This window comes from Paenibacillus sp. 2KB_22, from assembly GCF_052115745.1.
In the GTDB taxonomy this organism is placed as follows: Bacteria; Bacillota; Bacilli; order Paenibacillales; family Paenibacillaceae; genus Paenibacillus.
This window is the reverse complement of the sequence record NZ_JBFRHG010000001.1, coordinates 2,451,602-2,464,775: the sequence shown is the minus strand read 5'-3', so window position 1 is coordinate 2,464,775 and position 13,174 is coordinate 2,451,602. Positions and strand designations below refer to the sequence as shown.

General features: G+C 47.5%; 11 protein-coding genes. 9 read left to right on the top strand and 2 right to left on the bottom strand.

Annotated elements, in window-relative coordinates; all coding sequences use genetic code 11:
* Positions 1-6: 6 nt before the first annotated feature.
* Together AB4111_RS10915 and AB4111_RS10910 are read right to left on the bottom strand one after the other, a co-directional pair.
* Positions 7-849, bottom strand: a complete 843-nt coding sequence (locus AB4111_RS10915; RefSeq protein WP_442031524.1) for a 1,4-dihydroxy-6-naphthoate synthase — start codon at positions 847-849, stop codon at positions 7-9.
* Complete coding sequence (locus AB4111_RS10910; RefSeq protein ID WP_442031624.1) at positions 846-1,661, bottom strand: futalosine hydrolase; 816 nt, start codon at positions 1,659-1,661, stop codon at positions 846-848. Before AB4111_RS10910 ends, AB4111_RS10915 begins: the two co-directional genes overlap by 4 nt.
* Positions 1,662-2,799: 1,138 nt before the next feature.
* Here AB4111_RS10910 and AB4111_RS10905 point away from each other — a divergent pair.
* The 9 genes from AB4111_RS10905 (at position 2,800) to AB4111_RS10865 (ending at position 13,172) form a co-directional block, all read left to right on the top strand.
* On the top strand, positions 2,800-3,189 hold the full coding sequence (locus tag AB4111_RS10905) for a GntR family transcriptional regulator (protein WP_036606399.1): 390 nt from the start codon (positions 2,800-2,802) through the stop codon (positions 3,187-3,189).
* Positions 3,182-4,084, top strand: coding sequence for an ABC transporter ATP-binding protein (locus AB4111_RS10900; RefSeq protein WP_442031523.1), 903 nt, complete (start codon positions 3,182-3,184; stop codon positions 4,082-4,084). Before AB4111_RS10905 ends, AB4111_RS10900 begins: the two co-directional genes overlap by 8 nt.
* On the top strand, positions 4,059-6,086 hold the full coding sequence (locus AB4111_RS10895; protein WP_442031522.1) for a hypothetical protein: 2,028 nt from the start codon (positions 4,059-4,061) through the stop codon (positions 6,084-6,086). The genes AB4111_RS10900 and AB4111_RS10895 overlap by 26 nt, the downstream gene beginning before the upstream one ends.
* Positions 6,087-6,374: 288 nt before the next feature.
* Positions 6,375-7,490, top strand: a complete 1,116-nt coding sequence (locus AB4111_RS10890) for a hypothetical protein (RefSeq protein WP_442031521.1) — start codon at positions 6,375-6,377, stop codon at positions 7,488-7,490.
* Between the two features lie 80 nt (positions 7,491-7,570).
* Entirely contained in the window at positions 7,571-8,596 is a 1,026-nt protein-coding gene (locus AB4111_RS10885) for an alpha/beta hydrolase (protein ID WP_442031520.1), read from the top strand.
* Between the two features lie 52 nt (positions 8,597-8,648).
* Entirely contained in the window at positions 8,649-9,188 is a 540-nt protein-coding gene (gene nikR / locus AB4111_RS10880) for a nickel-responsive transcriptional regulator NikR (RefSeq protein WP_442031519.1), read from the top strand.
* Between the two features lie 289 nt (positions 9,189-9,477).
* A complete protein-coding gene (locus AB4111_RS10875) occupies positions 9,478-11,139 on the top strand; it encodes an ABC transporter substrate-binding protein (protein WP_442031518.1) in 1,662 nt (553 codons plus the stop codon).
* 42 nt (positions 11,140-11,181) lie between these two features.
* Positions 11,182-12,177 (top strand): ABC transporter permease, encoded by a 996-nt coding sequence (locus AB4111_RS10870; RefSeq protein ID WP_442031517.1) that lies wholly within the window; start codon positions 11,182-11,184, stop codon positions 12,175-12,177.
* The gene (locus AB4111_RS10865) at positions 12,174-13,172 is read left to right on the top strand and encodes an ABC transporter permease (RefSeq protein WP_442031516.1); all 999 of its coding nucleotides are present in this window, start codon (positions 12,174-12,176) and stop codon (positions 13,170-13,172) included. The genes AB4111_RS10870 and AB4111_RS10865 overlap by 4 nt, the downstream gene beginning before the upstream one ends.
* The last annotated feature ends 2 nt before the right edge of the window (positions 13,173-13,174 follow it).

The window sequence follows — 13,174 nt, the reverse complement described above, 5'->3', positions numbered from 1 at the left end:
GCAATGTTAGATCCGCAACAGATCAAGATCGAACTCGGGAACGAGTCCTTCTTTCATGGCACGTCCAAGAAGTGCAGTAATCGCACCGTAGCCATCATCGCCCAGATTAGCGCTGAATTCGTTAACATACAGTCCGATATGCTGTGCAGCTACGTCAGGGTCCATTTCTTGTGCATGTTCCATAACGTATGCTCTCGACTCTTCCGGGTGCGCCCATGCATATTCAACGGAGGCGCGTGCCCATCCGGCGAGGGCATGGGCATCCATGTTGCGACGTGCAATGATTGCTCCCAGCGGAATCGGAAGCCCGGTATCGCTTTCCCACCAGTTACCAAGATCCGTCATCAGTTTGAGGTCATAGTTCTGGTACGTGAAGCGTGCTTCATGGATGACAAGTCCGGCATCGATCTTGCCGTCACGTACAGCAGGCATGATCTGGTCGAATGGCATGACGACAATCTCACCTACGCCACCAGGAACATTTTGTGCTGCCCACAGACGGAATAATAGATATGCTGTTGAGCGTTCACTCGGCACAGCAACCCGTCGTCCAGACAGATAGGCTGGATCGGTCGTACCGTTTGCTGTCAGAACCAGCGGACCGCATCCTCTGCCGAGTGCGCCTCCAGCAGGAAGCAGAGCATAGTCAGATAACACGTATGGCAGTGCTGCATAAGATATTTTCATCACTTCAGGAGTGTCGGGTCCATCCGGATTTGCAGCCAGACCATTGGTAATATCAATATCAGCATAACGGACATCCAGCTCAGGTGCGCCTGGGATCAGCCCGTGCACCCACGCGTGAAAGATAAATGTATCATTTGGACAAGGGGAAAATGCAATTTTCATGATGTAATAACCTCCCGTAGAATGGAACTTGCAGCCTGAAGCGCATCGAGGGCATCCTTGATGCGCCAAGCGTCGCGGTCGCGTGGACCGACCGCGTTGGATATGGCCCGCAGTTCGAGTGCTGGCACGCCGAACTGCTGGGCGGCGGTTGCCACGCCGAAGCCTTCCATGCCTTCGGCGGCGGCATCCGGCACGCGGCGCAATAGCTCCGCGGCCGTCTCCGCTGTTCCGGTCGCCGTGGACACGGTGACCGCCGTGCCTCCGCTGACAGCGAGCCCGGCCCGCTGCAGCTCATGGCGCAGGCGAGCGGCTAGCTCCGCGTCCGCCGCCACAATGGACGAGCCGAATCCGAGCTCGTCCACACTAAGGAAGCCGTCTGGCGTCTGCGAGCCCAGATCGGCGGCAACCATGGCGTCGGCTACCACGAGGGAGCCGACGTCTGCCCGGCCGGGGAACCCGCCGCCGATGCCGGCACTGATCACCAGCATGTAGGCTGGTGAAGAGCCGGTCCCGGCAAGGGGCCCCGGCCTTGAAGATGTGGCAGATGTCTGTGCCACATCCGATGGGCTTGGCGCGGTGTAACCGTGCGCCAACGCACTTGTGCTTGCAGCCGCTACGGCATATGCCAATGTAGCTGCTGTTCCAGCTGCGGCCGAGGCTGGGCCAACGCCCGCAGCGATGACGTCAAAACGTTCCGCGGCCGTATCTCCCAAGCCGCGGAGGACCGCAGCTTTTTCCGCATCCACCGCGGTGACAATTAACACGCGTGATGATGAAGTTGTTTGGACGGAACGGATATCTGAAGTGGTCATTTCCCCAGTTATTTCCCTCTGGTGTCCACTGGTTTCGAGTGATGCGTTCGGTTTATTATTCTGCTGTTCATCCTGTTTATGGTCATTCATCTCGAATTCTCCTTGTGAGGTATTAAAGGTGTAACGGATGCTTTGGGAGCAGCTTTCAATAGAAAGCTTTAGCTACACTTCTTCGGTTCTATTCCTGCTTTCGATATTTCCGTGTGAATGTATAGTTCAACTTGTATCAATTGAATGGAGGCATATACTTGTCCACTGCAAAAGGACATTCATCTCATTTTTGTCTTTCAAAGAGTGGACACTTTTTCTAAAAAGGTACTATACCTATCCAGAAAAATGAAACACTACATATAGATGTTTTGGGATAAAAGAGTGTAAATAATCTATATGTAGGATATCAATTCTAGGTTGATTGCTCCTGTCCGTGTCCACCCTTTGAAAGACATATCTACAATATGTATGCCCAGTAGGGACAGCACAAGTTGGCACTCCAAACGAACAAATAAAAGATCGAAAAGGCTGAAGGCTGCACAGACCCAGACCCAGACCCAGACCCAAGCAACGCTAACCCTATATCAATCTTCAAATTTCATACCAACAAACCAAATGAATAATGACCGAGTCTACACTCGCCCTCTCACAGTAGCTCATTTGTGCAAACCCGAACTTAAAGCAAGTACATAGTCTCGCTAACTCTAATTTAGCTGCATAGTGATTATCGAACAATATTCCTCTCCATCATAACGGAAGGGGAAAGACCTGAACAACCTTTGTATGTCATTTGGACAAACATTAAACGTTAAAAGTTAAAAGCAAAGGTTTCGTGTAGACGGATCACTTCAAGTAGCCGTAACGCTTCCAATAGCCCACTTTACCTCACTTCAAGTGAATGCCACTCTAATTATGCCCCGTCCTAAGGCGCAATGAACCTGCTCCTAGATGTTCTATATGTCAAATAAACCATATGTTTTCTCTCTCTTTAACGTACTCCGAATAAATCAGGAAGTCAAAGTTAACGGTTGACAATCCGAATTAACTGTATTAATAATAGTAGTACAGTTAATACACCTAATACACTTCAGATACAGTCATTTAAACCCATAGGTTATTTCACACATTTACAGAAAGGAGGTGCGGGATGTTCGAATTAGATGTACGCAGCCGTAAGGCGATCTACGAGCAACTGGTGGACAAAGTCAAAGAAATGATCGTATACGGTATTCTAAAGCCCGACGAACAGCTTCCTTCCGTTCGTGCGTTATCCACGCAGCTGACTGTGAATCCGAATACGATTCAAAAAGCGTATCGCGAGCTTGAACGTGAAGGTTACATCTATTCTTTGCAGGGAAAAGGAAGCTTCGTATCATCGTCAGTGGAACATCCGAATGAAGCCATGAGAGATGAGATCAGAGAGTCTCTGGTGAAGTTGATTGCAGAAGCTTCGTATTCCGGTTTGACCAAAGCGGATATGACGCTTTTGTTTGAGGAAGCGATGGCCCGTATAGAGAAGGAGGAGCCTCATGATTGAGCTGAATCAAGTCGTCAAAGCGTTTGAACAGGAAAAGGCAGTGGATGGCGTAACGATGAACATACATAAGGGGTCGATCTATGGTTTGCTCGGTTCCAACGGGGCAGGCAAGACATCGCTGCTCAAAATGATGGCTGGTATTTACCGTCAGGACAGCGGGACTGTTCGTATCGAAGATCATGAGATTTATGAAAATATGGATCTCAAAGGCCGCACGATTTTTATGGCAGATGCGCCCTACTTTTTCCCGCAATCTTCAATAACTCAGATGGCTGCATTTTATCGTTCCGTATATCCACGCTGGAATGAGGAACGGTTCAAGCAACTGGCGACCGTGTTCAAACTGGATGTCAAACGCAAGTTGCATCGCATGTCCAAAGGCATGCGCCGTCAGGCAGCCGTATGGCTGGGACTTAGCTGTATGCCTGAAGTGCTGCTGATGGATGAGCCGATTGACGGTCTTGATCCGGTCATGCGCCAGCAGATCAAAAACTTGCTGTTCCAGGAAGCAGCTGAGCGTCACGTCACAATCGTGATCTCGTCCCACAACTTGCGTGAGATCGAAGATCTGTGTGACCATGTGGCGATTATGCACAAAGGCCGAATTATTGTAGAGAAGGATCTTGATGATCTGAAGGCCGATACGCATAAAATCCAGGTTGCTTTCCGCCACCCTGACCATGCCGAAGCCATGGATAAGCAGATTGATATTTTGCATGAAGAAAAACGGGGAAGTGTATCCCTGTACATTGTCAAAGGCAACCGACAACAGGTAACGGAACAATTCCGTATACATGATCCGTATCTGCTGGATGTACTGCCTCTGACGCTCGAAGAAATATTTATCTACGAAATGGAGGACGCAGGGTATGATATTCAACCGATTGTTCTGTAACCGGGGCATCCTGATCCAAAATTTCAGACAGCATGGATGGATAGGCATTTTGTATCTCATCACATTGTTGTTCTCACTTCCGTTATATATCGCTACCGAGTACAGGGATGTGCCAGAGCAGATTACAAGTTTGTTTCAGGCCAATGGTGAAGTGCAGATTTTGTTCGCCATTACGCTGCCCGTAGCGGCTGGAATCTTTCTTTTTCGGTATATTCAATCCGGTTCACCTTCTGATCTGTTCCATAGTTTGCCGTTACGTCGTAAACATCTATTAACGGTTAATCTGTTGACCGGATATGCCTTGATCCTGCTGCCAATCTGGATTACAACTGCGATTACAGGCTGGGTATGGGCTGTACTGGATCAACCTGCTTTTCTGTTCGATGGCAGTACAATCTGGATGTGGGGCTTGAGCATGAGTATCTACTCGCTGTTTATGTTCATGCTAACTGTGGCGGTCGGTATGTGCATTGGTCAATCTGTATTGCAGGGACTCACCGTGTACGCACTCGTCTTGTTACCTGTTGTCGTATGGTTCATTATGTCACTTCATCTACAGCATTATTTGCTCGGATATGCTTTTGAAGAAGTGGGCTTTAATGCGGAGAAACTTTCACTTGTCCTGCGTGTGGGTTCGATCAGTAACCTCCCTGTAATCCGTCAGGAGTTAATTATCTATGCGATATTTGCAATCCTGTTTATTCCTCTAGCCTATGTACTTTATGCGAAGAGACAGGTTGAATCTGCTACTCAAGCAGTTACGTTTAAGCTTATAAAACCTATATTCCGCTTTGGATTAATGTTTACATTGGTTCTGATTGGCGGAGGTTACTTTACAATGATTGCTCCAAGAGGATCAGCTGGATGGGGAATATTCGGATATATCCTCGGCGGAATTGTAGGTTATATCGTTGCGGAGATGATTATTCGCAAAACATGGCTGATCTGGAGCAGCAGGCTGCTACCCAAGCTGATTCTATATGGTATCATCGCTGGTCTGATACTGTACGTACCTATTGCCGACTGGAATGGATACGCCGCTCGAGTGCCTGAAATGAGCAAGGTGAACAGTATCAAACTTGGCGGGGAGAGTTATACCTACAGTAACGGTGTCAGTCAGAAAAAGGACGATGCTCACCTCTATTCTAATGATCCGGAATACATGGGGGCAGTTATCGCTCTTCATCAAAAAATTGTGGATTCCGATCTTCCTTTACTGGATGATCCAATTAATACAGGTATGCGTAATGATGAGTCTATATTAATTAACTACAAGCTGGATAACGGCAAGGTGATGAAACGTAAATACTACATCCCAGAAGCCGAATTCCATCAGGAATTAATGGCTCTGAAACAGTCCCAGGATTACAAAAGAGTTGCCTTTGAAACGTATAAGCTGGAAGAAGAGGCATTAAGTTTTGGCATTCGCTCTGCCACTAGTTCATACCGAAAGGTGTATATTAGCAATCCGGAGCAAGTCCGTGAATTCAAGGAACTCTTGAGACAGGACATTTTGGATCAAACCTACGAAGAACAGCGCTCCCCGTGGCAGTCGTTTGCTTACGCAGAGATGAATCAGGATTCGTCTTCAAAAGATCCGTTTCAACCGAGGGAGATGTGGAATTTTGAGATCAAACCTAGCTATGATCGGGTATTGGCTTGGCTGAAGGAGAACAAATTATATGACCAGTTGCTTGTCCAGGCAGATGAGATTGTCTCCGCTCAGTTTGCGAAGCAGGAGATTAACAGTCCGGGTTCGCTTCAGTGGACTACTCCGGAGCCAGAATATATCGATGGAAATCTAAGTGGTAACAAACAGATAGCGACTAAAAACAAAGAAATCATTAGTGATTTGCTCAAACGTCAACGGTCTGGTTATCTAACAGAGAAAGATACCATTTATCAGATCAAGTTGAATGTAACTCGTGGCGAGAACATCTATATGATGCTGAAAGAAGAGGATCTGACCGAGGCGATGAAAGCTATTCTGGTCAATCAATAAGCTAAGCTATATCAGTTGTTATCGATAAGCGGGAAGGGTTCTCCCGTTGATTAAAGGGTTGATATTAGACCAGTCAAACTAGCACGACTTGACCAGATACAACGAATGGAATATATTAGAAAAAGGAAAGGTTCGAGCGACTCGTTCAATCGAATCTCATATGGAACGGCTTATGAGGGAAGCACCCGTAAGAGCAGGCAAATGCCTGACTTGCGGGTGCTTTTTTGTCGTTCGCTGATTTCGTTGGCTATTCTGCTACATATTTTAGAAGAAAGGGTGTAGAGACGCATGCAAACAGAAGTGTGGGAGGAAACGATAAACGATCAGGAGGCCATGTTAGCGATGATATGTGGTTGTTCCTTATTGGAACGATCAAGCTCACATAACTTCATAGATCATCATGGCTTGGTGGAGGGAAAGAAGGGTCGACAGCATATCGAAGATTTAGCTTTAGAAGGTACAGTTCCAATGGAGACAAGTTTAAGTCTATCTCATGTTTTGACAGGATATAGCGGTAGTCACGTAGCACGTCAACGTAAAGTCCAACGATCTCATTTGCGATCATTCGCTCATCTTTTATTTGGACCACGCCTACTTATAGGGCTTGTAATTTTGTTCGGCGCAGGCACGATGTATTTTGCTTCTTCAGTCGAGGCGGCGGGCATAGATCTTGGCGTAACCGCGCAGAAAGCCTGGGACTCCGTTTTGAACAAAGCCGATGCCCAAACCAAGTTAACGTTGAAGCAAACGTATGAGAAAGTAGGGAACTGGAAGGCTCAAGAGCAGGCTTGGGAACAAAAGACAAAGACACTTCATGCCGCCAATACCGCGGAATTGGAGCGATTACGTGTAGAAATAAGACAAACCGATGACGCGAAGATCGCGGCTCTAACTGAAAAAGTAAAACAAACCCAAGCCCGATATGAACCGCTATTCGCCCTCTATAGTTCAGTCAATCGACAGCTGGATGCAGCCAAAGCCATCAAAAATAAGGAATGGAGTGCAGCGATCCGTACGCAGGCAGACACATTGAGACCCGTTGTACAGCTTGCCAGAGAAGACATTCGGATCAAGAAAAAGGAACTTGCCGAAGCACGTAAACGGAAGAGTGCTGAAATAAAACGTTTACGTATTATGCTAGCAGGCACCGACTCCGCGAAGAAACAGATTCAAACGGCTAAAAAACAGGCGAGTCTGGCGAAAGAACGATATTCGGGCGCATTACAACAGTTCAAACAGAGTGCAAAGCAAGGTCAAACGTCACGTGTACTCAGCTCATTGAATGCATTGGCTTCTGCAGCAGAGAAGTGGGCAGGCGCAAAACAAAATATTCATACACTGGAGCAAAAAGTATCCACTACATATATGAAAGTCAGACAGGAAATCGCTAAAAGACCCAAATAAGAGGAAACCCTGTCCTCTCCGCAACGTACACCACTTTAGATGTAAAGACGCTTCGATGATGATGGAACGAGGTGAAACTATTGCAGTCCAAGTTGGAAACAAAACGTACGGGGGCAAGAGGGCTTAAACGTAAACGGTACTGGATTCCTAGCGTTGTACTCATTTTCATCATAGGTTTTATTGGAATTGGTGCACAATGGACACCAAAACTAACGGTATTTTTATTAAAATCATTTATTGAGATTGCTAATCAAGATGCGAACAGCAAAGATCGTATGATCTCGGAAGGCGTAACTCGTGTTGCGAATGTGCCCTATGCAGACGAAGGCCATAATGACAGTACGTTAGATATCTATTATCCTTCCGTAACATCGGAACCTTTGCCTGTCGTGCTGTGGGTTCATGGCGGTGGATGGGTCTTGGGAGACAAAGCGGACATCGCAGATTATGCAGTACAATTAGCCAAGCAGGGTTACGTTGTCGTCAGTATGAATTATGCACTCGCACCGGATATGAAATATCCCATTCCCGTGGTTCAAACGAATCAGGCTTTGACTTACGTGAAGAACCATGTCAGTGAGTATCAGGGTGATCCGGAAAACATATTTCTCGCAGGCAATTCGGCAGGTGCCCAGATTGCAAGTCAGACTGCGGCAGTGGTGACGAATCCTTCCCTCGCCAAGCTCATGAATATAACACCATCCATTCAGCCAGAAGAATTACGTGGGGTTCTTCTATTCTGTGGTCCTTACAATCTGAGCACAGTAGCGGAAACAGGCTTTCCACTCATACGTACATTTCTCTGGTCATATACGGGAGTCAAAACATTTGAAGACTATCCACGTCTGCATGAAATGTCGACCGTGCTTCAGGCGACAGCAGCGTACCCGCCTGCATTTATTACCTCAGGCAATGATGACCCGCTGACAAGTCAATCGATTGAGCTGGCACAAGTCTTGAAGCGACTTGATGTTGATACGGAAACTTTATTTTTCTCGAACTCGTCAGAGAAGCTGGGACATGATTATCAATTTGATCTGAAGAGTGAAGCTGGTCAACAGGCGATACATTCGGCAGTACGCTTTATGCAACAGTATAGTCGATGAGCAGACAAGTCTGTGGTACACTCGAAGCAAATGAGGGCGCAGGAGGAGAAGCATGGCAGACAAAGAAGATTTGACCCGGTTCGGTGTGGCATTTCCTACACCTCTGATTGAGCAATTTGACCAGTATATTGAGGAACAGGGATACAAAAACCGATCCGAAGCTTTCCGTGATCTTGTTCGCAAAACATTACTTCAACCTTCCGTACTGCAATCCGATCAGGATGTAGCTGGCACCATTGTGATGGTCTATGATCACCATATCAGTGATCTTCCCATTCGCTTGATGGAGCTCCAGCATGAGGCGCATCATGACATCATCTCCAATATGCACGTGCACCTGAACCATGACCAATGTCTGGAGGTAATTGCAGTGCGGGGAAACCTGGAACGATTGCGTCATCTGCATCAACAGATTCAAGTGCAAAAAGGGGTACTGTACGCTGAGCTGTCTGTGACTTATGTGGATGAACTCAATAAACTGGCTCATGCTCGAAGTCTAGATCAGGATGACAATCCGGATCAAAGCCAGGATCACAGTCACAGTGCGAGTCAGCATGGTCACAGTCATCATCATCATCGTTCTGCCGATTAAGATGAAGTGTGAGTTTAATTTCTATGAAAATATAGCGAATCTAAAAAACAGACCATTGGTTAGATGCCAACCGTCTGTTTTTTTTGTTGTTTGTTATAATACCTAACTTTATAAAGCGTTACAATTGCCGGTTCATATAAATATTCAATGATTAGTTCAAATATATGAAAATATTTGGATTTCGAAGTGAAGTTTATTGACATATGTTTTGAGTTTTGTGCTACAATTTCCCTAAAAAGTAACACGAAATAATTGAGTGCAGCACATATTTAGAGGGGGAACGACCAGAATGGGTAGATTTTCATGGAGATGGGGAAAACGAAATGTTAGAACAGGACTTGGTATCCTGCTTATATGTTCCATTGGATTATCTGGTTGTGCACAGGGCGTAGAACCGACAGCATCATCAGCAGCAGAGAACGGACAACCGGGGACTTCCACCACCAAAGACGAATTGGTGCTGGCTGTTGGTACAGAGCCGGAAGGTGGTTTTGATCCGACAACCGGATGGGGGCAGTATGGTTCTCCACTTTTCCAGAGTACTTTGCTAAAGAGAGACGCTAAGCTTCAACTGGTTAACGATCTGGCTACGGCATACTCCGTTAGTGAAGATGGGTTAACCTGGAAGGTTACTCTTCGGGATGATGTGAAGTTCTCTGATGGGGAACCTTTGACGTCTGAGGATGTGAAATTTACGTTTGATACGGCTGCTCAGAGTGGTTCTGTGATTGATTTGACGAATATGGCTGATGTGCAGGCACCTGATGATAGAACGGTCGTATTCAGACTGAAGTCGCCGCAGTCAACATTCATCAGCCTGCTGACGACACTTGGTATTGTGCCTGAACATGCCTATGGCGCTGATTATGCAGAGCATCCGGTTGGATCAGGACCGTACAAGCTGGTTCAGTGGGACAAAGGACAACAGGCCATCGTTGAAGCCAATGAAGAGTATTACGGTAACAAGTCTGCATTCCACAAACTCACCTTTCTCTATCTGGATGAAGATGCGGCCTATGCCGCTGCACAGGCAGGTACAGTGGATATCGCTGCGATCCCGGCAGCATTTAGCAAACAACAGGTGAATGGCATGACATTAGAGGCCGTAAAAACGGTAGATAACCGGGGCATCATGTTCCCCATGCAGCCTGCTGGTGCCAAGTCGGGCGATGGTCTTCCCGCAGGGAATGATGTGACATCCGATCTGGCAATTCGCCAAGCGGTGAATGTTGTGATTGATCGTAAGGCTTTGGTTGAGGGGGTACTTGAAGGGTATGGTCGTCCCGCTTATTCCGTCAGTGATGATCTGCCTTGGAGCAATGCAGAAGCTGTATTTAAGGATGCCAGTCTCGAAGAAGCGAAGCACATTCTGGCGGCTGGTGGCTGGGTGGATGCAGATGGTGATGGTATCGTCGAGAAAAACGGTGTTAAGGCCGAGTTCAATCTGCTTTATTTTGCAGGTGATTTAACAAGACAATCTCTGGCGTTAGCTACTGCGGATATGGTTGCCCAGGTGGGAATTAAAATCAATGTTGAAGGCAAAAGCCGTGAAGAGACGAAAAAGATGGCTTACTCCAACGCTGTATTATTTGGTTGGGGCAGTCATGATCCACTGGAAACCTATAACCTCTATAGCAGTACCCACAAGGGAGAAGGATATTACAATGTAGGACTGTACAGTAATCCTGTCGTGGATTCATGGATGGAGAAGGCCCTTCAGGCCACCAGTGAGGAAGAGGCATTGCCCTTCTGGCAAAAAGCGGAATGGGATGGCACAACAGGTTTCAGTTATCAGGGGGACGCACCTTGGGCGTGGCTCGTAAATATAGATCATCTGTATCTGGTTACGAATGGACTAAACATTGGCGAGCAGCAGATTCACCCCCATGGTCACGGCTGGCCGGTGACATCCAATCTGGAGGAATGGACCTGGGATAACAGCGCGAAATAAGAAGCATAGCGGTAGCTTTAGCCTGAATTGGGGAGAGATTGGATGACGGGCAGGAATGGATGGGCCAGATTTGTTGGTTATAAAGTGTTGCGACTCGTATCTCTATTGGTTGGAGTCAGTGTGTTGTCTTTTATATTAATGCAATTCTCTCCTGTGGACCCGATCGAAGCTTACATTGGTGGAGATATGATCAGGGTAAGTGCCGAACAGCGCAGTTTAATCGAAGAGCGTTGGGGATTGAATGAATCTCCAATGGAACGATTGCTGACCTGGGGACAAGCACTTATTCAGGGAGATCTGGGAACATCAATGATCTACAGACAGCCTGTAGCGGATATTATCCAGGAACGATTCATGAATTCTGTCGCGCTTATGGCTGTAGCCTGGCTACTATCTGGTATCTTCGGATTCACTCTTGGTGTAGTTGCTGCCATGAGAAGGGATTCAAGGCTGGATCGCCTGATCTGCTGGTATTGTTACACGCTGGCCTCCACGCCGGTATTCTGGATTGCGCTGTTGCTGCTAATGGTATTTGGGGTGTGGCTCGGATGGCTTCCAGTTGGCCTTGGGGTACCCGCAGGGATGTCGGCTGATCAGGTGACCTGGGGAGATCGGGCTATTCATATGATTCTGCCAGCGTTGACTCTCAGTCTGACTGGGGTAGCTTCCATCGCTTTGCATACCCGGCAGAAGCTTACGGATGTGCTGGAGTCAGATTATATTCTGTTTGCTAGAGCGCGGGGTGAGCGTGGATTTCAGCTGTTCCGTCGGCATGGGTTCAGACATGTTGTTTTGCCAGCCATCACGCTGCAGTTTGCTTCGTTCAGTGAACTGTTCGGTGGGGCTGTGCTTGCAGAGCAGGTATTTTCATACCCTGGCCTTGGTCAGGCGACGGTTCAAGCGGGGTTGCGTGGAGATGTTCCACTGCTGCTTGGACTTGTAATGTGCAGTGCGATTTTTGTTTTTACGGGTAATATGCTTGCCGACATTATGTATCGTATGATTGATCCGCGAATGAAGGAGGAGCTGATATCATGAAGCAGACGATCGAACGCTCCTCCGAGCAGACGGACGAAACAACCGATGTACAGAAAGTAAAAATGGCGAATCAAGCGGTACGGTACAACAATACTCCGGAGTTGTTGCAAGCGGGGGCTGAGCGAGAAACAAGCCAGACTAGAAAAGGATATGCGCGTGCCAGAGACCAACATTTCCGCAATCCTCGCCAAAGAGCGGTGATCTGGGGAAGCCTTGCGGTGATTTGGATTGCCGTTGTGTGGTTGACGGGCAGACTTCTTCCTGCTGGTTCTACCCTAACCTCATTAATGGATCGGAATCTGGCTCCAGCCTGGGCGCATCCATTTGGCACAGATTGGCTCGGAAGAGATATGTTCATGCGTACGTTAAAAGGACTGGCAACCAGCATTCAAGTGGGACTGCTTGCTGCATGTGGCGGTGGATCGATCGCAATGTTATTGGGTTTGGCTGCTGCTACTAGCAAGGCTGCTGATCGGGTGATCTCATGGATTATCGACCTGTTTCTCAGTGTGCCTCATCTGGTATCACTGGTTATGTTGGCCTTTGTATTTGGTGGAGGTTTGGCAGGAGTGGCGGCAGCCATCGCGCTGACGCACTGGCCGAATCTGGCCCGGATTGTACGAGCGGAGATGATTCAACTGAAATCCGCAGAATATATTCAGATTTCACACAAGTTGGGTCAATCGCGATTACGGATAGCAGTGCAGCATATGCTGCCACATCTGGTCCCACAATTGTTCGTGGGCGTACTGTTAATCTTCCCCCATGCGATTCTGCATGAGGCAGCCATTACGTTTCTGGGGCTGGGGTTGTCCCCGCAGCAACCGGCAATTGGCATTATTTTGTCAGAGTCGATGAGATATTTATCTGCTGGCATGTGGTGGCTCGCCTTTTTCCCGGGACTGGCATTATTGCTGGTTGTTCGTGCGTTTGATGTATTGGGCAACAGTCTGAAGACATTGACGGGTACAGGTAGTTCAAGGGAGGTGAGGTAGAT